Origin of the sequence: Pseudomonas sp. BN417 (assembly GCF_029871205.1) — a bacterium.
In the GTDB taxonomy this organism is placed as follows: domain Bacteria; phylum Pseudomonadota; class Gammaproteobacteria; order Pseudomonadales; family Pseudomonadaceae; genus Metapseudomonas.
Genome location: NZ_SSOJ01000064.1, coordinates 16,738 through 34,010, shown reverse-complemented (window position 1 = coordinate 34,010; position 17,273 = coordinate 16,738). Strand labels below are relative to the sequence as shown.

The following is a 17,273-nucleotide window of genomic DNA, read 5'->3' as shown; positions in this document are numbered from 1 at the left end:
TCCCATCCTGAGAGCTCGACTCTGTTTCGTAGATTGTGCTCCCGGCCCTCTTCTCCAACTCCTGAATGGTATCCAAGCCCCTCCACCGGAGTGAGGCTGCATGAACAAGGCAAGGATCGAGAGATGGCGGTTATTGGAATCGATGTCAGCAAGCAAAAGCTCGACTGTCTGTGGTTACGCGACCCGGACAGTCTGAAGGTCAAGACCAAGGTATTTACCAATCAAGTAGACGGCTTTGCCGCCTTGATCGAGTGGTGCTGCACCCACAGTGGCGTTGCCGCCGGGGAACTGAAGGTGTTCCTTGAGGCCACCGGGGTCTACCACGAATCCTTGGCGTATTACCTGCACGACCGTGGCGTTCAGGTCTTCGTCCTGAACCCGGCGCAAGTCCGCGAATATGCGCGCAGCCTGGGTATTCGCGGTAAGACGGACAAGCAGGACAGCCTGGTGCTCGCCCGTTTTGGCGCGACCCAAAAGGCCCGACGCTGGTTGCCGGAGGCGCGGGAGATCCGCGAGCTGAAAGCGATGATCGTGCGGTATGAGGCGTTGCAGGAGGACCTCCAGCGCGAACTGAACCGGCGGGAAAAAGCCGAGGTCAGTCAGGCCAGCCTCAGCGTAGTGGCCTCCATCGATACGATGCTCAGTGCCCTGCGTCAGGAGGCCGAACGCCTGAAGCAGGAGATCGACGACCACATCGACCGGCACGACCAGCTCAAACGCAACCGGGAGCTGCTGCGGAGCATCCAGGGCATCGGGGATGTCCTTTCCCGCCACCTGCTGGCGTTTCTGCACAGCCGCGACTTTGGCTGTGCCCGACAATGCGCGGCCTATGCGGGCCTGGTTCCACGCCCCTGGGACTCGGGGACGTCGGTAAAAGGCAAACCACGCTTGACCAAAGCGGGGCAGCCTCGGCTGCGGGCCAAGCTCTACATGGGGGCCATTGTGGCCAAACAGCACAATCCCACGGTCAAAGCGCTTTACCAGCGTCTGCTGGCACGCGGGAAAGCCAAGATGAGCGCCCTGGGCGCGGCCATGCGCAAGCTGCTGCAGATTGCCTATGGTGTGCTCAAGACGCAGACACCCTATCAGCCGCAACCGACCTGAAAGGGTCGGTTGCATCTGATCGGAGAGATGGTATCTACGAAGCCATGCACACCACCGTAGGATGTGGTGGAGCGCAGCGATACCCATCAATCAACGGCAAGGAACGCCAACCATGACCGACTACCGTCGCGACCACACCCCAGGCTCAACCTGGTTCTTCACCCTGAATCTCGCCGACCGACGAAGCCGCCTGCTTATCGACCAGATCGACTTGCTGCGTGCCAGCTTCCACTACTGCATGAAGCGCCATCCCTGGCGCATCGACGCGATCGTCATCCTCCCCGAGCACCTTCACGCGTTGTGCACCCTGCCGGAGGGTGACGCCGACTATGCCCGCCGCTGGCGGCTGATCAAGACTGAGTTTTCCCGCGCGCTTCCCTATGGAGAGCAGGCATCTGAAAGCCGGTTGAGCAAAGGCGAACGGGGCATCTGGCAACGCCGCTTCTGGGAACACCGCATCCGCGATGACGAAGACTTCGCCCGTCATGTGGACTACATCCACCACAACCCGCGCAAGCATGGTCACGTGGAGCGGGTGGCCGATTGGCCCTGGTCGTCGTTTCACCGGTATGTGAAGGCGGGCATCCTGCCATTGGATTGGGCGGGAGATGGAGGGAACATGGAACATGGTGCGGGAGAATGGTGATGGGTATCGGAATTCGAGGAGAACACGATGATGGAGAACAAGGCAGGCTTCCCCGCGGAAACCCGCGCCCAATTGATCACGCTGAAAGGCGTCGGCCCGACCGTGGTGGACCGGCTGGAGCAGATCGGATTCCGCAGCCTCGAACAGCTGGCCGGGTGTGAAGCCGCCGACCTGACCAGGCAGGTATCACAGATGATGGGCTCCACCTGCTGGCACAACAGCCCACAAGCGCGCGCCGCGATTCAGGCGATCATCGATTTCGCCCAGGCCGATCGAGCAGGCTAGCGCGCCAATGAAATGGCCCGGCATATGCCGGGCCCTTTCATTCAACGCATCACTCAACCATTGCTGGGAAACGCGAACTGCGCCGCCTCGTGGGTCGCGCGCTGCGGCCAGCGCTGGGTGATGGCCTTGCGGCGGGTGTAGAAGCGCACACCGTCCGGGCCGTAGGCGTGCAGGTCGCCGAACAGCGAGCGCTTCCAGCCGCCGAAGCTGTGGTAGGCCACCGGCACCGGCAGCGGCACGTTGACGCCGACCATGCCCACTTCGATCTCGTCGCAGAACAGGCGGGCGGCTTCACCGTCGCGGGTGAAGATGCAGGTGCCGTTGCCGTATTCGTGCTCGTTGATCAGCTGCATGGCGTCTTCCAGGCTGTTGACGCGGACGATGCAGAGCACCGGGCCGAAGATTTCTTCCTGGTAGATACGCATGTCGGCGGTGACGCGGTCGAACAGGGTGCCGCCGACGAAGTAGCCGTCTTCATGGCCGGCGACGCGATAGCCGCGGCCATCCACCACCAGTTCGGCACCGGCAGCGACGCCGTCGTCGATGTAGCCGACCACCTTGTCGCGGGCGGCGGCGGTGACCAGCGGGCCCATGTCCAGGCCGCAATTGGTGCCGGCACCGACTTTCAGCGCCTTGATCTGCGGCACGATCTTGTCCACCAGGGCATCAGCGATCTGGTCGCCCACGCACACGGCCACGGAGATGGCCATGCAGCGCTCGCCGCAGGAGCCGTAGGCGGCGCCCATCAGTGCGCTGACGGCGTTGTCCAGGTCGGCATCCGGCATCAGCACGGCGTGGTTCTTCGCGCCGCCCAGGGCCTGCACGCGCTTACCGCGCTTGGCGCCTTCGGTGTAGATGTACTCGGCGATCGGCGTCGAGCCAACGAAACTCAGGGCTTTGACTTCCGGCGCTTCGATCAGCGCGTCCACGGCTTCCTTGTCGCCGTTGACCACGTTCAGCACGCCCTTGGGCAGGCCGGCCTGGTGCAGGAGCTCGGCGATCAGCAGGGTGGAACTCGGGTCGCGCTCGGACGGCTTGAGGATGAAGCAGTTGCCGCAGGCGATGGCCAGCGGGTACATCCACAGCGGCACCATGGCCGGGAAGTTGAACGGGGTGATGCCGGCGACCACGCCCAGCGGCTGGAAGTCGCTCCAGGCGTCGATGTTCGGGCCGACGTTGCGGCTGTACTCGCCCTTGAGGATTTCCGGGGCGGCGCAGGCGTATTCGACGTTCTCGATGCCGCGCTTGAGTTCACCGGCGGCGTCTTCCAGGGTCTTGCCGTGCTCTTCGCTGATCAGCTTGGAAATCACCGCTTCGTTCTGTTCCAGCAGTTGCTTGAAGCGGAACAGCACCTGGGCGCGCTTGGCCGGCGGGGTGTTGCGCCAGGCCGGGAAGGCGGCCTTGGCGGCGTCGATGGCCTGCTGCACGGTGGCGCGGCTGGCCAGGCCCAGCTGGTGGATGGCTTCGCCGGTGGACGGGTTGAACACGTCGGTGGTGCGGCCTTGCTCGACGATGCGTTCGCCGTTGATCAGGTGCGGGATGGTGGTCATGGTGAGGTCTCTTGTAGGGCTTTTGTCTGTTTGGCGCCGGATGGTCCGAGGGGGGATCGCCCTCACCCCGGCCCTCTCCCAGAGGGAGAGGGTGTTTGTCCGCGCGCTATTTCAATTCGGTTTCCACGAAGACCACTTCGTGGTCGCTGGCGTTGATCACGTTGTGTTCCACGCCCGCCTTGCGGAAGTAGCTCTGCCCGGCCACCAGGGGGGCGTGCTTGTCGCCCTCCGGGGTTTCCAGCAGCAGGGTGCCGTCGGTCATCGGCACCACCACGTAGTCATAACCGTGGCGGTGGCGGCCGGTTTCGGCACCGGGGGCGAAGCGCCACTCGGTGACTATCACCTCGTCGTTGTCCACCTGCACGGTGGGCACCGCCTGCGGGCGCTGGCTCATCAGTTCACGCCTTGCAGGGCCTGGCCGACGGCGTCGAACAGGCGGTCGAGCTCTTCCGGCTTGGCGTTGAAGGGCGGGCCGAACTGCAGGGTGTCGCCACCGAAACGCACGTAGAAGCCGGCCTTCCACAGGGCCATGCCGGCCTCGAACGGACGGACGATGGCGTCGCCGTCACGCGGGGCCAGTTGCAGGGCGCCGGCCAGGCCGCAGTTGCGGATGTCGACGACGTGCTTGGCACCTTTCAGACCGTGGATGGCTTTCTCGAAGTGCGGCGCCAGTTCGGCGGATTGCTGGACCAGGTTTTCCTTCTCCAGCAGGTCCAGGGCGGCGAGGCCGGCAGCGCAGGCGACCGGGTGCGCGGAGTAGGTGTAGCCGTGGGTGAACTCGACGGCGTATTCGGGCGTCGCCTGGTTCATGAAGGTCTGGTAGATCTCGCGGCTGGCGATAACCGCCCCCATGGGGATGGCGCCGTTGGTGATCTGCTTGGCCACGTTCATCAGGTCCGGGGTCACGCCGAAGTATTCGGCGCCGGTCATCTTGCCCATGCGGCCGAAGGCGGTGATCACTTCGTCGAAGATCAGCAGGATGTTGTTGGCATCGCAGATCTCGCGCAGACGCTGCAAGTAACCCACCGGCGGCACCAGCACGCCGGCGGAGCCGGACATGGGCTCGACGATCACGGCGGCGATGTTGGAGGCGTCATGCAACTCGATCAGCTTGAGCAGCTCGTTGGCCAGCTCCACGCCACCGGTTTCGGCGGCGCCCCTGGTGAAGGCCATGCCCGGCTGCAGGGTGTGCGGCAGGTGGTCGACGTCCATCAGTTGGCCGAACATCTTGCGGTTGCCGCCGATGCCGCCCAGGGCAGTGCCGGCGACATTCACGCCATGGTAGCCACGGGCGCGGCCGATCAGCTTGGTCTTGGCCGGTTGGCCTTTCAGGCGCCAGTAGGCGCGGGCCATCTTGATGGCGGTGTCGGCGCACTCGGAGCCGGAGCCGGTGAAGAACACGTGGTTCAGTTCGCCGGGGGTGAGGTTGGCGATCTTCTCGGCCAGCTGGAAGGACAGCGGGTGGCCGTACTGGAAGCCGGGGGAGTAGTCGAGGGTGCCGAGCTGCTTGGCCACGGCTTCCTGGATTTCCTTGCGCGAGTGGCCGGCGCCGCAGGTCCACAGGCCGGAGAGGCTGTCATAGATGCGACGACCCTGGTCGTCGATCAGCCAGCTGCCTTCGGCGGCGACGATCAGGCGCGGGTCGCGCTGGAAGTTGCGGTTCGCGGAGAAGGGCATCCAGTGGGCGTCCAGCTTGAGCTGGCTGGCGAGGGGAAGCTGGGCGGTCTGCGGCATGTTCATGAGTGGCCTCGAAAGTGTCTTGTTCTGAGGAACGACGCGCTACTTGCTGCCGACATTGCCACGGGCATAAAGTCACGAAAATCCAACTTTTCAAATCTTTAGATCAGGGATCACTAAACCATGAGCAGCCGCCGCCCCGAACCCCTGGCGCAGGTCAGTGATTTCGATATCCGCCTGCTGCGCATCTTCCGCAGCGTGGTGGAGTGCGGCGGTTTCTCCGCCGCCGAGAGCGTGCTGGGCATCGGCCGCTCGGCCATCAGCCAGCAGATGAGCGACCTGGAGCAGCGTCTGGGCCTGCGCCTGTGCCAGCGTGGCCGAGCCGGCTTCGCCCTGACCGAGGAAGGCCGCGAGGTGTACCAGTCGTCCATGCAACTGCTGGCGGCGCTGGAGAGCTTCCGCACCGAAGTCAACGGCCTGCACCAGCACCTGCGCGGCGAGTTGAACATCGGCCTCACCGACAACCTGGTGACCCTGCCGCACATGCGCATCACCCATGCGTTGTCGCGCCTGAAGGAACGCGGGCCGGACGTGGTGATCAACATCCGCATGACGCCGCCGAGCGAGGTGGAGCAAGGGGTGCTCGACGGCCGTGTGCACGTTGGCGTGGTGCCGCACACCGTGGCCTTGTCCGGACTGGAGTACCAGCCGCTGTACAGCGAGCGGTCGCTGCTCTATTGCGCCGTGGGCCACCCGCTGTTCTACGCCGACGACGCCCAGCTCAGCGATGAGCGCCTGAACCAGCAGGACGCCATCGCCCCCACCTTCCGCCTGCCGGCGGAGATCCAGGCGCAGTACCAGGTGCTCAATTGCAGCGCCAGCGCCTCGGACCGCGAGGGCATGGCCTTCCTTATCCTCACCGGGCGCTACATCGGCTACCTGCCGGACCACTACGCCGGCTTCTGGGTGCAGCAGGGGCGGCTGCGGGCACTGAAGCCGGCGAGCCGCTTCTACGACCTGTCCCTGGCCTCGGTGACCCGCAAGGGGCGTCGGCCGCACCTGGTGCTGGAGAGTTTCCTGGAGGCGCTCGCCGCGACGACCTGATGCGTCTCTTTGTAGGAGCGAATTCATTCGCGATGCGGACCAACGGGCCGCTGCGCGGCCCTTCGCGAATGAATTCGCTCCCACAGATCGGTGCTTGCAGGCCCCATTTCGGTGCGCTCCCGACAAAACGGCAAATAACCTGACCGGCACAACAGTTTTGTCTTGTCGGACAGGCCAAGCTGGGGTATCTGTGCTTTCGCCGACTCCCACAAGAAGAATCAGGAAGCCTATGACCTCACTGGTGCCCGCCCACAGCCCGAACCCTGCCGCGAAACCCGCCGGCCGCATTCGTCAGAAGAACGAAGAGCTGATCCTCGCCGCCGCCGAGGAAGAGTTCGCCCGCCACGGCTTCAAGGGCACCAGCATGAACACCATCGCCCTGCGCGCCGGGCTGCCCAAGGCCAACCTGCATTATTACTTCAGTAACAAGCTGGGGCTGTACATCGCGGTGCTGAGCAACCACCTGGAACTCTGGGACAGCACCTTCAATACCCTTACCGCCGAAGACGACCCGGCCGAGGCCCTGGCCCGCTACATCCGCGCCAAGATGGAATTCTCCCGCCGCCACCCGCTGGCCTCGAAGATCTTCGCCATGGAGATCATCAGCGGCGGCGGTTGCCTGGAAAACCACTTCGATCAGGACTACCGCACCTGGTTCAAGGGCCGCGCCGGGGTATTCGAAGCCTGGATCGCCGCCGGCAAGATGGACCCGGTGGACCCGGTGAACCTGATCTTCCTGCTCTGGGGCAGCACCCAGCACTATGCCGACTTCAACACCCAGATCTGCCGCGTCACCGGACGCAAACGCCTGACCCGGGACGATTTCGAAGCGGCCACGGAGAACCTCATCCAGATCATCCTCAAGGGCTGCGGCCTCAACCCGCCGGTCGCCTGATGCCTTTCACGCTGTCCGCTCCCGCCGAGTACCGCGAGGAAATCAAGAAAAGCCGCTTCATCGCCCACGCCGCACCGGTGGCCAGCGTCGAGGAAGCGCAGGCCTTCATCGCCCGCCTGTCCGAACCCGGCGCCTCCCACAACTGCTGGGCCTGGAAGCTGGGAAACCAGTATCGCTTCAGCGACGACGGCGAACCCGGCGGCACCGCCGGCCGTCCGATACTCGCCGCCATCGAGGGCCAGGATTGCGACCAGGTGGCGGTGCTGGTGATCCGCTGGTACGGCGGCATCCAGCTCGGTACCGGCGGCCTGGCTCGCGCCTACGACGGCAGCGCCGCCAAGTGCCTGCAGGGCGGCGCGCGGGTGGAACTGGTGGCCCGCAGCCGCGTCAGCTGCCACCCCGGCTTCGCCGAACTGCCCCTGCTCAAGGCTCGCCTGGGCGAGTTCGAGGCTCTGCTGGAGAGTGAGAGCTTCGATGCCGAAGGCGCCGAGTTGGTGCTGGCCCTGCCCGAGGGTCAGATAGCCGGACTGGAAAGGCTGCTGCGGGATATCAGCCGGGGACGGCTGGGGGTGAAGAAACTCTAGGCCAACGCGGGGCCTTGGCACTTCCCTGTGGGGGCGAATTCATTCGCTTAGGGCTGCATGGCAGCCCCAATTGGCACCGAGCGACGGGCAGGCCTCCGGCCTGCTTAGCGATTGAAATCGCCCCCACAAGTAAGAGCGGAAGCAGGCCAAGCTCCGGGGCGAACGGGAATAGCCGCCCACAGCCCACAAATTCTGTGGAGTCCGCTGTGGATAACTCGTGGACTCCTGGCTGGAACGCGGCTGCGGCGCGGCTTAGCGAGAACTTTTCGCTTTTTTCCCAGGCTCCGGGCTTATCCCCTGCCCCAAAGATAAGCAGCTGATTTACCGGGGCATTCTCCCGCGCACCAAGGCTGCGCAGGGGCCCGTCCAGGCACTGTGCACAGAGGTCATTTGTCCACCCGGAACGGGGAAAAGACTGTGGATAAGCTTGGGAATAGACCGCGCAGCCCAGTACCGGCGCTGGCTGCGCAAAACTGATCAAAAAACACCCAGCAGCCCCGCATCGAAAGTATTCATCACGCACCAGTACCGCGCGCGAAGATCTCTGGAAGCCCTGTAGGTTGGTGCGGGCCAAGCAGGTCTGAGTCAGCGAAGCCCAACAGGCCGTGCCTCCGATCGTTGGGCTTCGCTCCGCTCAGCGCCAACCTACGGGAAGCGAGGCCAGCCCAGCGAGATCCTGTCCTTGCGGTTAAACTTTCCGCCAACCCTGCCTGATGACGAGAATCCACCATGTACGACTGGCTGAACGCCCTGCCCAAGGCAGAACTGCACCTGCACCTGGAAGGCTCCCTGGAGCCCGAGTTGCTCTTTGCCCTGGCCGAGCGCAACAAGGTGGCCCTGCCCTGGGCCGACGTGGAGACCCTGCGCAAGGCGTACGCCTTCAACAACCTGCAGGAGTTCCTCGACCTCTACTACGCCGGCGCCGACGTGCTGCGCACCGAACAGGATTTCTACGACCTGACCTGGGCCTACCTGGAGCGTTGCAAGGCGCAGAACGTCATCCACACTGAGCCTTTCTTCGACCCCCAGACCCACACCGACCGGGGCATCCCCTTCGAGGTGGTGCTGGCCGGCATCCGCCAGGCCCTGGAGGACGGCCGCGAGCAACTGGGCATCAGCTCCGGGCTGATTCTCAGCTTCCTGCGCCACCTGTCGGAGGAGGAAGCGCAGAAGACCCTGGACCAGGCCCTGCCCTACCGCGACGCCTTCATCGCCGTCGGCCTGGACAGCTCGGAGAAGGGCCACCCGCCGAGCAAGTTCCAGCGGGTGTTCGACCGCGCCCGCGCCGAGGGCTTCCTCACCGTCGCCCACGCCGGCGAGGAGGGCCCGCCGGAGTACATCTGGGAAGCCCTGGACCTGCTCAAGATCGAACGCATCGACCACGGCGTGCGCGCCATCGAGGACGAGCGCCTGATGCAGCGCATCATCGACGAACAGATCCCGCTCACCGTCTGCCCGCTGTCCAACATCAAGCTCTGCGTGTTCGACCACATGCGCCAGCACAACATCCTCGAGATGCTGGAGCGCGGCGTGAAGGTGACGGTGAACTCGGACGATCCGGCCTACTTCGGCGGCTATGTCACGGAGAACTTCGCCGCCCTGCACGAGCACCTGGGGATGACCGAGGACCAGGCCAGGCGCCTGGCGCAGAACAGCCTGGATGCAAGGCTGGTGAAGTAATCGAAAGGTTACCCATCTACCTCGTGAATCGGTGCGCACAGCGCACCCTACCGGGCAGGGCCTCCGCGTAGGGTGCGCCATGCGCACCGACTGCAGCCGTCTCAGGCCGAAAACCCGGAGCATCGCCCCATGGGTGCTCAACCTGCTTTGCGTAGCGGTACGGCAGGCGACATCCAGCGCAGGATGCCGTTAAGCAGCACACCGTAGAGCGGCACGAAGAGCACCAGGCTGACAGCCAGTTTCACGCCGTAGTCCACCGTGGCGATTTCCACCCAGTGCTCGGCCATGAAGGGGTTGTCGCTGCGCCAGAAGGCCACGGAGAAGAAGGCGAAGGTGTCCAGCGAATTCATTCGCGAAAGGAGGCCGCAGGCCTCCCGTAGGTTGGCGCCAAGCGAAGCGCGGCCCAACGTCTGTACCACCCCGGGACGACGAATCGTTGGGCTTCGCTTCGCTCAGTCCAACCTACGATCTACCACCCGCAATCCCGGTTTGCCGCCCTCCTCGCCCGCCAGCTCTTCCAGCGTGCGCCCACGGGTTTCCATGCCGAAGGCCCAGACCACCAGCGCCGCCACGCCGAAGCAGGCCGCGCCCAGGGCGAAGACGCCGCCCTGGCCGGTGATGGGGAAGAGCAGGCCGGTGACGGTGGGGCCCAGCAGCGAGCCGACGCGCCCTACTGCCGAAGCGAAGCCGGAACCGGTGGCGCGGGCCGAGGTGGGATAGAGTTCCGGCGTGTAGGTGTAGAGCACCGCCCACATACCGAATAGGAAGAACTGCATGGCCAGGCCGGTACCGATCAACAGTGCCTGGTTGCCCCCAAACACCGCGCTCTGCCCGTAGAAGAAGGCCATGATGCCGCCGCCCAGCAGGGTCAGCACGCAGGTCGGTTTGCGCCCCCAGCGCTCCACCAGCCAGGCAGCTGCGAGGAAGCCGGGAATGCCGCCGAGGGAGATCAGCACCGTGTAGTAGACCGACTGGGTGACGGCGAAGCCGGATTGCTGCAGCAATGCGCTGAGCCAGGAAGTGAGGCCATAGAAGCCCAGCAGGGCGAAGAACCAGACGCTCCAGATCATCAGCGTGCGACGCCGGTAATGGGCCGACCAGAGTTCACCGAAGGCCGTGAAGAAACCCGGCGCACGGCTTGCGTTGCGCGGCATGCGCTGGGGTTCGGGCAGGCTGTCAGTGCCGAGGGAGGCCATCACCCGCCGTTCGATACCGCGCAGCACCTTGTCCGCCGCCTTGAGCCGGCCCACCTGCTCCAGCCAGCGCGGTGACTCGGGAATGAGGAAACGGATGGCCAGGACGAAGATCGCCGGGAACGCCAGCACCAGGAAGATATCGCGCCAGCCGATGCGCTCCAGGAGGAAGTAGGAGAGCAGCCCGGCGGCGACGAAGCCCAAGGGCCAGAAACCATCCATCAGGGCGATGTAACGGCCGCGACGTTTGGCCGGGATCATTTCCGAGAGCAGCGACTGGGCAATGGGAAATTCCATGCCCATGCCGATCCCGAGGAGGATGCGGTAGAGGGTCAGGGTTTCCACGTCCTGGGCGGTGGAGCAGAGGTAGCTGGCCAGGCCCCAGAGCAGGATGCTGCCCTGGAACACCGGTTTGCGCCCGAAGCGGTCGGCCAGCAGGCCGGACAGCGAAGCGCCGAGCACCATGCCGAAAAAGCTCGAGCTGGCCAGCAGGCCGGCCTGGGCGCTGCTCAGGCCGAACTCGGCTTTGATGGAGCCGAGCAGGAAGGTCATCATCGCCAGGTCCATCGAGTCGAAAAAGAACGCCAGGGCGATGATGATGAAGATCAGCCGGTGGTAGCCGCTGATGGGCAGGCGTTCGAGACGTTCGGCGGCGCTGTAGCCAGGTGCGTGCATGGGGAGTCCCTTCCTTCGCTGCGAGGATGTGCTCCCGAGTATGGGCGGGGCGAAGGCGCGGAGTGTTCGCTGGATGCGACCTGGGGGAAGCTCTGGCCGACCTGATCGGGCTTGCAGGCATTACCTGTGGGGGCGATTTCAATCGCGAAAAGGGCCGCGCAGCGGCCCCTTTACCTGGCCCTTTCCCGGCGTCGGCCGGTGACCATGGACCAGGGCAGGTTCTCACGCGTGCGCACGCTTTCTACCAGGGCGGCCAGCACATGTATGCAGGCCAGCCCGAACAGGCCGTCGGCCATGAACACATGGATATCCCGGGGCAGGTCCTCGCCCCAGAAGTAGTCGACTTCTTCCATCAGGAAGCCGGTGACGCCCAGGCCGAACATCAGCAGCAGCATGAGGATCATCACCAGCCCGCCCAGGGGCGAATGGCCCAGGTGGTGCAGGTGCCCGCCGCGGAGGAGGACCTTGGCGTGGTTAACCAGGCGCACTGGATGCGGCCAGAAGTCTGCCCAGCGCGCCGGCCTGGGGCCGACGAAGCCCCAGACCACACGCACCAGCACAACTGCCACGGCGTAGTAGCCGAGCCAGCGGTGCCAGCCGTCGCCCGCCTCGTTGAGGAAGTAGTCGCCGATGAAGGCGGCCACCAGGGACCAATGGCCGATCCGCACCACGGGGTCCCATAGGCGAACGGTCTCGGCGCTCACCACTTACTCCTCGATCTCCTGCTTGACCACCTTGCCGTCAACCGGGTTGAAGTAGATCTCGACCTTGCGCTTGTCCTTGTCCCAGCCGTAGATCTCGTAGCAGTTGCCGGCGGTGACCTTGAATTTCTTGATGTCGTAGCCCTGGGCCTTGAGGTCGTCCTGGAACTTGGCCTGGTCTTGCCAGGTGGCCTTGTCGGCAGTGGTGCATTCGGTCTTGGCGAAGGTCAGCGGGCTGACGAGGGCCAGGGAAACAAGCAGCAGTTTACGCATGGTGTTGACCTCGAATCGTGCGTGGTATGGCAAAGGGCAATGCAAGGGTTTCTCATTCACTGCCATGACGGAGGAGCTTAGGCCAGGCTCGGCAGCCTGTCATTTGCAGATATGCCGTGCTCAGCGATGTTCGACCGCGAATTGTCCCCGACCTGCGTGCTTCGCACGGTAGCAAGCTGTATCAGCCTGTTTCAGCAGCTCGGCCGGCTGGGCATTGCCGCTGTGGATGCAGGCCATGCCGACGCTGGCGCCAACGTGAAACTCCTGCCCCTCCCAATGCAGCGCCAGGGCCTGGATCTGCGCGATCAGCCGGGCCGCCAGCAGCTCCGCCTGGGCCAGGGGACAGCTGCGCAGGATCAGGGCGAACTCGTCGCCGCCCAGGCGCGCCAGCTGGTCGCCGGCACGCACCTGGGCCTGCATCAGCCTCGCGATCTGGCGCAGCAACTCGTCTCCGGCGGCATGTCCGGCTGTGTCGTTGACACCTTTGAAGTGGTCCAGGTCGATGAAGCAGAGCACGCTGTTGCCGTCGTTCTGCAACACCTCGCGGCAGCTTTCGGTGAGGGCGTCCTCGAAAGCCGGGCGGTTCAGCAGGCCGGTAAGCGCATCGTGGGTGGCGGCGTAGCGCAGGTGTTTCTGCATCGCCCGCGCCTCGCTGACGTCGGTGAGCACCAGCACGCTGCCGAGCAGGGTGCCATCGCCGCCGCGCATGGGCGCCGCCTGGCCGCGCAGGGCGATGGTGCCGCCGGCCGGGTGGCGCAACGACGCCAGGCCCTGCAGGCTGGCGGCGCTGCCCTGGGCCAGGCAATCGCGTACCGGGTTGGCCACCAAGCGGGCGTCCTCGGCCTCCAGCAGCAGCACCTGTTCGATGGGCAGGCCGCGCGCCTCTTCACTGCTCCAGCCGCTGAGGCGCTCGGCCACCGGGTTGAGGAAGCTGACCCGGCCTTCCAGGTCGGTGGTGATCACGCCGTCACCGATGGCATCGAGGGTCACCTGCAGGCGCTCGCGCTCGTCGTGCAAGCGCTCGGCCAACTGGCGCAGTTCGCTGACGTCCCAGTTGGTACCCACCAGGCGCAATGGTCTGCCGGCGGCGTCGCAGACCAGCCGCGCGTGGCCCTTGATCACCCGCTGGGCGCCGTCGGCGCGGCGGATGCGGAACTCGATATCGAGCCGGCCCTTGCCATCGCGCGCGGCCATCACCTCGCGCTCGGCCCGTTCGGCGTCCTCGGGATGCAGGTGGGCGTGCCACTCGGCATAGGACAGTTCGCCCGAGCCATCGGCACGGCCGTAGAGGCGGTACATGCCCTCGTCCCAGAGCAGCCGGTCGCTGGCCAGGTCCCACTCCCAGACGCCGACGCCGCTGGCCTCGGTGGCCACCGAGTAGCGCCGCGCCAGTTCCGTCTCGCGCTCCTCGGCGCGTTTGCGGCGGTCGATGTCCTCGATCTGCGAGATGAAGTAGAGCGGCTCACCTTCGTGGTCACGCACCAGGGAGACCGCCAACAGGCCCCAGATCACCCTTCCGCTCTTGTGCAGGTAGCGCTTCTCCAGGCGGTAGCTGTGGCGCCGCCCGGCGAGAATCTCGTCCACCAGCGCCTGGTCGCCGGCCAGGTCGTCGGGGTGGGTGACGTCCTGGAAACCCAGGCTGGACAGCTCGTCTTCGCCATAGCCGAGCATCTCGCAGAGGGCACGGTTCACCCGCTGCCAGCGCCCATCCAGGCTCACCAGGGCCATGCCGATGGCGGAGTGGTCCATGGCGTCGCGAAAGCGCGTCTCGCTGGCGGTCAGCTCGCGCCGGCGCTTGCGCAGCTGTTCCACGGCCGAGGCCAACAGCAGGGCCGGCAACAGCGCCAGGAGCAACGGCAGGTAGGTCAGCAGATCACGCCAGCCCTGGTCCGGGGCGTGGGCATCGAGCAGGCCGAGGGCGATGATCAGGCCGCCGCAGACCGAGGCCAGGGCCACCAGCACCGCGGTGCTGGCGAAGGTCAGGCGCACGGCGGCGATCATCAGCGGCAGGGACAGGTAGACGAAGGGGAACGGCAGCAGCAGCAGGGAAACGGGGGTAACCAGCAGCACCACCGCGCCATAGACCAGCAGCTCGCGACGGCGTCGTTCACCGAGCAGCTCCCACCAGCCATTCTGGCGCAGCCACACGGCCAGGGGCATTACCGAGACGGCCCCGAGCATGGAGCCCTCGACCCAGAACAGCCAGCCGCGCTCGAAGGAGTCCAGCCCCTGCCAGGCGAGGATGCTGGCGCCCAGACTGGCACCCACCAGCGGCGGTAGGAGGGCGCCGAAGAAGATGAACTGGAGGAAGGCGCCGGGGCTTTCGTTCATTCGCCGGGCGGCGCCGCTGACCCGCAGCAGCGCCGCGGCCATACCCACTTCCAGCAGGTTGGGCGGAGTGAAGCTGGCCGCCAGGATCAGGCCATCACCGAAGGCCAGGTTGGCCAGCAGATTGGCCAGCATCGCCACCCCCAGCAGCGCGGCCCAGCGGCGCAGCGGCTGGTCCCAGAGCAAGGCGACGGTGAAGGCGTTGGCGTACCAGAGGGTGGCGATGCTGTCGGGTTGGCGCGATAGCCAGACAGCACCGAGGGCCAGCAGCAGGTAGCTGGCGAAAAGCAACAGCAGTGTGGACAGGAAGTTACCGGGCTCGCGGGGACGGGGCATCAGCCAAGCCTCCCAAGGCGAGCGCCAGGCAATGGCCCGGCAGGGTTCAGGCAAGTCGGACACAAGTCAGCCACGAGGGTCTCCACGCAGGCCACGGCTTAGACAGACGATAGCGGAACCTCGGGCCCGAGCAATTCGACGATCAGGCGCCGGATTTCCCGTGACCGACACTCAGGCCCATGGCGCGCCAAGGAGCAGCATGGCGCAGCGCGCCTGGACGAACTCGCGGAGCAGGCGCACCGGCTTGCTCAGCTGGGCCCGGTGAGCGCAGATCAGGTTCAGCGGGGTGGCCTCGCCGCGGTACTGTGGCAGGGCCAATTCCAGGCGTCCGGCCTGGATGTCGCCGGCCACGTCCAGCCAGGATTTGTAGGTCAGCCCCTGCCCGGCCAGGGCCCAGCGGCGGACCACATCCGCATCGTCGCAGGCGCGGTTGCCGGCGACTGTCACCACCTGCTCGCGGCGACCCTGGCTGAAGCTCCAGCGGTCGTGGACGCGCCCGCCGAGCTGGTAGAGCAGGCAGTTGTGCGCGGCCAGGTCCTCCGGCTGGCTTGGCCGTCCATGGCGGGCGAAATAGCCGGACGAGGCGCAGAGTACCCGGCGGTTGGCGGCGGCCAGGGGCAGCGCCACCAGGCTGGAGTCCTCGGGCTCGCCGTAGCGGATGGCGATGTCCACGGACTGGCGGAACAGGTCGGCGACACGGTCGCTCAGCTGCAGGCGCAGGCTGAGCCTCGGGTGTTCGCGCTGGAACTCGTCGAGCCAGGGCAGCAGCACGTTGCGGCCGAAGTCCGAGGGTGCCGACAGCTGCAATACGCCGGCTATGTCGTCGCGGCCACCGGCCAGCTGGCGCTGGCCCTCCGCAAGGCTCTCGAGGGCATTGCGCGCATGGGCGAGGAACTGCTCGCCCTCGGGGGTCAGGCGCAGGCTGCGGGTGGAACGCGCGAAGAGGCGCACGTCCAGTTGCCGCTCCAGGCGTTTGAGTGCGGCGCTGGCCACGGCCGGCGAAACGTCCAGCTTGCGCGCGGCCGCCGAGAGGCTACCGTGGTCGGCGGTACTGACGAACAGGGCGAGGTCGTCGAGGCGCAGCATTTTCAAAAATCCTTTGAAAGACTGTCATTTTCTAGCTGATTTTTCTCGCCTGCGAAATAACCGACCATGCGCCCCCATCAGCCCCAAGCGGAGAATCCAGATGAAAGCCGTCGCCTATTTCCAGAACCTGCCCATCGACCATCCCGAAGCGCTGCAGGACATCGTCCTGCCGGAACCGCAGCCGGGCCCGCGCGACCTGCTGGTGGAAGTCCGCGCCATCTCGGTCAACCCGGTGGACACCAAGGTGCGCCGTAACGCCGCGCCAGAGGCCGGCCAGCCAAAGGTGCTGGGCTGGGACGTGGCTGGGGTGGTCAAGGCGGTGGGTAGCGAGGTAAGCCTGTTCCAGCCCGGCGACCGGGTGTTCTACGCCGGCGACCTGACCCGCCAGGGCGGCAACGCCGAGCGCCACCGGGTGGACGAGCGCATAGTCGGGCACATGCCGAAGAGCCTGGACTTCGCCGCGGCGGCCGCCCTGCCGTTGACCTCCATCACCGCCTGGGAACTGCTCTTCGACCGCCTGCAGATAGTCGAAGGTGAGGACGGCCAGGACCAGAGCCTGCTGGTGGTGGGCGCCGCCGGCGGCGTGGGTTCGATCCTGGTGCAACTGGCTCGCCAGCTCACCGGCCTGCCCGTGATCGGCACCGCCTCGCGCCCGGAAACCCAGGCCTGGGTGCGCGAACTGGGCGCCCACCATGTGCTGGACCACAGCAAGCCCCTGGCCGAGGAGCTGCGCCGCGCCGGACTGCCCAGCGTGACCCACGTCGCCAGCCTGACCCAGACCGACCAGCACCTCGACGAGCTGGTGGAGGCCCTGGCGCCCCAGGGCCGCCTCGGCCTGATCGACGACCCGGCGTCGCTGGACGTGACCAAGCTCAAGCGCAAGAGCCTGTCGCTGCACTGGGAGTTCATGTATACCCGCTCGATGTTCCAGACCGCGGATATCCTCGAACAGCATCGCCTGCTGGAGCGGGTCAGCCAGCTGATCGACGCCGGCGTGCTGAAGACCACGGTGGGCGAGCACTTCGGCAGCATCAATGCCGCCAACCTGCGCCGCGCCCATGCCCTGCTGGAGAGTGGCAAGGCCAAGGGCAAGATAGTGCTGGAGGGGTTTGCCTGACGCCGGGCCAACCGGCTCCGCCCAAGCCTCGTGGAATGG

Annotated in this window: 16 protein-coding genes and 1 pseudogene; 8 read left to right on the top strand and 9 right to left on the bottom strand. The window is 65.9% G+C overall.

Features of this window, described 5'->3' with window-relative positions:
- The first annotated feature begins 123 nt into the window (after positions 1 to 123).
- From E8F11_RS06280 to E8F11_RS06270, 3 genes are all read left to right on the top strand, one after another.
- Positions 124 to 1,104, top strand: a complete 981-nt coding sequence (locus tag E8F11_RS06280) for an IS110 family transposase (protein WP_280286854.1) — start codon at positions 124 to 126, stop codon at positions 1,102 to 1,104.
- 112 nt (positions 1,105 to 1,216) lie between these two features.
- On the top strand, positions 1,217 to 1,750 hold the full coding sequence (locus E8F11_RS06275) for a transposase (protein ID WP_280287972.1): 534 nt from the start codon (positions 1,217 to 1,219) through the stop codon (positions 1,748 to 1,750).
- Between the two features lie 27 nt (positions 1,751 to 1,777).
- Entirely contained in the window at positions 1,778 to 2,035 is a 258-nt protein-coding gene (locus E8F11_RS06270; protein ID WP_280287971.1) for a DUF4332 domain-containing protein, read from the top strand.
- Positions 2,036 to 2,088: 53 nt separating this feature from the next.
- Here E8F11_RS06270 and E8F11_RS06265 read toward each other — a convergent pair whose 3' ends face one another.
- The 3 genes from E8F11_RS06265 to E8F11_RS06255 form a co-directional block, all read right to left on the bottom strand.
- Positions 2,089 to 3,585 carry a CoA-acylating methylmalonate-semialdehyde dehydrogenase gene (locus E8F11_RS06265; protein WP_280287970.1) on the bottom strand — a complete coding sequence of 499 codons (1,497 nt, stop codon included), beginning with the start codon at positions 3,583 to 3,585 and terminating at the stop codon, positions 2,089 to 2,091.
- A 106-nt stretch (positions 3,586 to 3,691) separates the two neighbouring features.
- Complete coding sequence (locus tag E8F11_RS06260) at positions 3,692 to 3,979, bottom strand: cupin domain-containing protein (RefSeq protein ID WP_280287969.1); 288 nt, start codon at positions 3,977 to 3,979, stop codon at positions 3,692 to 3,694.
- Complete coding sequence (locus E8F11_RS06255; protein WP_280287968.1) at positions 3,979 to 5,325, bottom strand: aspartate aminotransferase family protein; 1,347 nt, start codon at positions 5,323 to 5,325, stop codon at positions 3,979 to 3,981. The genes E8F11_RS06260 and E8F11_RS06255 overlap by 1 nt, the downstream gene beginning before the upstream one ends.
- A 120-nt stretch (positions 5,326 to 5,445) precedes the next feature.
- Between E8F11_RS06255 and E8F11_RS06250 the strand changes: the two genes are divergently transcribed.
- The 4 genes from E8F11_RS06250 to E8F11_RS06235 all read left to right on the top strand — a co-directional run bounded on the left by E8F11_RS06250 (position 5,446) and on the right by E8F11_RS06235 (position 9,525).
- Positions 5,446 to 6,366, top strand: coding sequence for a LysR family transcriptional regulator (locus E8F11_RS06250; protein ID WP_280287967.1), 921 nt, complete (start codon positions 5,446 to 5,448; stop codon positions 6,364 to 6,366).
- A 229-nt stretch (positions 6,367 to 6,595) separates the two neighbouring features.
- The gene (locus E8F11_RS06245; protein WP_280287966.1) at positions 6,596 to 7,261 is read left to right on the top strand and encodes a TetR/AcrR family transcriptional regulator; all 666 of its coding nucleotides are present in this window, start codon (positions 6,596 to 6,598) and stop codon (positions 7,259 to 7,261) included.
- Positions 7,261 to 7,845, top strand: a complete 585-nt coding sequence (locus E8F11_RS06240) for a YigZ family protein (RefSeq protein ID WP_280287965.1) — start codon at positions 7,261 to 7,263, stop codon at positions 7,843 to 7,845. Before E8F11_RS06245 ends, E8F11_RS06240 begins: the two co-directional genes overlap by 1 nt.
- A gap of 729 nt (positions 7,846 to 8,574) precedes the next feature.
- The gene (locus E8F11_RS06235; protein WP_280287964.1) at positions 8,575 to 9,525 is read left to right on the top strand and encodes an adenosine deaminase; all 951 of its coding nucleotides are present in this window, start codon (positions 8,575 to 8,577) and stop codon (positions 9,523 to 9,525) included.
- A gap of 137 nt (positions 9,526 to 9,662) precedes the next feature.
- On the opposite strand, the pseudogene E8F11_RS06230 reads toward E8F11_RS06235, so the two are convergent.
- The 6 genes and pseudogenes from E8F11_RS06230 to E8F11_RS06205 all read right to left on the bottom strand — a co-directional run.
- A pseudogene (locus E8F11_RS06230) lies at positions 9,663 to 9,866 on the bottom strand (hypothetical protein); the annotation flags it as partial.
- 111 nt (positions 9,867 to 9,977) lie between these two features.
- A complete protein-coding gene (locus tag E8F11_RS06225; protein WP_280287963.1) occupies positions 9,978 to 11,393 on the bottom strand; it encodes an MFS transporter in 1,416 nt (471 codons plus the stop codon).
- A 170-nt stretch (positions 11,394 to 11,563) separates the two neighbouring features.
- Positions 11,564 to 12,097 (bottom strand): cytochrome b/b6 domain-containing protein, encoded by a 534-nt coding sequence (locus E8F11_RS06220; protein ID WP_280287962.1) that lies wholly within the window; start codon positions 12,095 to 12,097, stop codon positions 11,564 to 11,566.
- A gap of 3 nt (positions 12,098 to 12,100) precedes the next feature.
- Positions 12,101 to 12,367 carry a PepSY domain-containing protein gene (locus tag E8F11_RS06215; RefSeq protein ID WP_280287961.1) on the bottom strand — a complete coding sequence of 89 codons (267 nt, stop codon included), beginning with the start codon at positions 12,365 to 12,367 and terminating at the stop codon, positions 12,101 to 12,103.
- A gap of 120 nt (positions 12,368 to 12,487) precedes the next feature.
- The gene (locus tag E8F11_RS06210; RefSeq protein WP_280287960.1) at positions 12,488 to 15,031 is read right to left on the bottom strand and encodes a PAS domain S-box protein; all 2,544 of its coding nucleotides are present in this window, start codon (positions 15,029 to 15,031) and stop codon (positions 12,488 to 12,490) included.
- Positions 15,032 to 15,202: 171 nt separating this feature from the next.
- Positions 15,203 to 16,117 carry a LysR family transcriptional regulator gene (locus E8F11_RS06205; protein ID WP_280287959.1) on the bottom strand — a complete coding sequence of 305 codons (915 nt, stop codon included), beginning with the start codon at positions 16,115 to 16,117 and terminating at the stop codon, positions 15,203 to 15,205.
- A gap of 100 nt (positions 16,118 to 16,217) precedes the next feature.
- Here E8F11_RS06205 and E8F11_RS06200 point away from each other — a divergent pair, with 100 nt between their 5' ends.
- Positions 16,218 to 17,234, top strand: a complete 1,017-nt coding sequence (locus E8F11_RS06200) for a zinc-binding alcohol dehydrogenase family protein (protein ID WP_280287958.1) — start codon at positions 16,218 to 16,220, stop codon at positions 17,232 to 17,234.
- Positions 17,235 to 17,273: the final 39 nt, after the last annotated feature.

Excerpts from the sequence above, each read along its gene's own strand:
- E8F11_RS06280 (WP_280286854.1), top strand. The coding sequence starts at position 124 with ATGGCGGTTATTGGAATCGATGTCAGCAAGCAAAAGCTCGACTGTCTG.
- E8F11_RS06275 (WP_280287972.1), top strand. The coding sequence starts at position 1,217 with ATGACCGACTACCGTCGCGACCACACCCCAGGCTCAACCTGGTTCTTC.
- E8F11_RS06270 (WP_280287971.1), top strand. The coding sequence starts at position 1,778 with ATGATGGAGAACAAGGCAGGCTTCCCCGCGGAAACCCGCGCCCAATTG.
- E8F11_RS06265 (WP_280287970.1), bottom strand. The coding sequence starts at position 3,585 with ATGACCACCATCCCGCACCTGATCAACGGCGAACGCATCGTCGAGCAA.
- E8F11_RS06260 (WP_280287969.1), bottom strand. The coding sequence starts at position 3,979 with ATGAGCCAGCGCCCGCAGGCGGTGCCCACCGTGCAGGTGGACAACGAC.
- E8F11_RS06255 (WP_280287968.1), bottom strand. The coding sequence starts at position 5,325 with ATGAACATGCCGCAGACCGCCCAGCTTCCCCTCGCCAGCCAGCTCAAG.
- E8F11_RS06250 (WP_280287967.1), top strand. The coding sequence starts at position 5,446 with ATGAGCAGCCGCCGCCCCGAACCCCTGGCGCAGGTCAGTGATTTCGAT.
- E8F11_RS06245 (WP_280287966.1), top strand. The coding sequence starts at position 6,596 with ATGACCTCACTGGTGCCCGCCCACAGCCCGAACCCTGCCGCGAAACCC.
- E8F11_RS06240 (WP_280287965.1), top strand. The coding sequence starts at position 7,261 with ATGCCTTTCACGCTGTCCGCTCCCGCCGAGTACCGCGAGGAAATCAAG.
- E8F11_RS06235 (WP_280287964.1), top strand. The coding sequence starts at position 8,575 with ATGTACGACTGGCTGAACGCCCTGCCCAAGGCAGAACTGCACCTGCAC.
- E8F11_RS06225 (WP_280287963.1), bottom strand. The coding sequence starts at position 11,393 with ATGCACGCACCTGGCTACAGCGCCGCCGAACGTCTCGAACGCCTGCCC.
- E8F11_RS06215 (WP_280287961.1), bottom strand. The coding sequence starts at position 12,367 with ATGCGTAAACTGCTGCTTGTTTCCCTGGCCCTCGTCAGCCCGCTGACC.
- E8F11_RS06210 (WP_280287960.1), bottom strand. The coding sequence starts at position 15,031 with ATGCCCCGTCCCCGCGAGCCCGGTAACTTCCTGTCCACACTGCTGTTG.
- E8F11_RS06205 (WP_280287959.1), bottom strand. The coding sequence starts at position 16,117 with ATGCTGCGCCTCGACGACCTCGCCCTGTTCGTCAGTACCGCCGACCAC.
- E8F11_RS06200 (WP_280287958.1), top strand. The coding sequence starts at position 16,218 with ATGAAAGCCGTCGCCTATTTCCAGAACCTGCCCATCGACCATCCCGAA.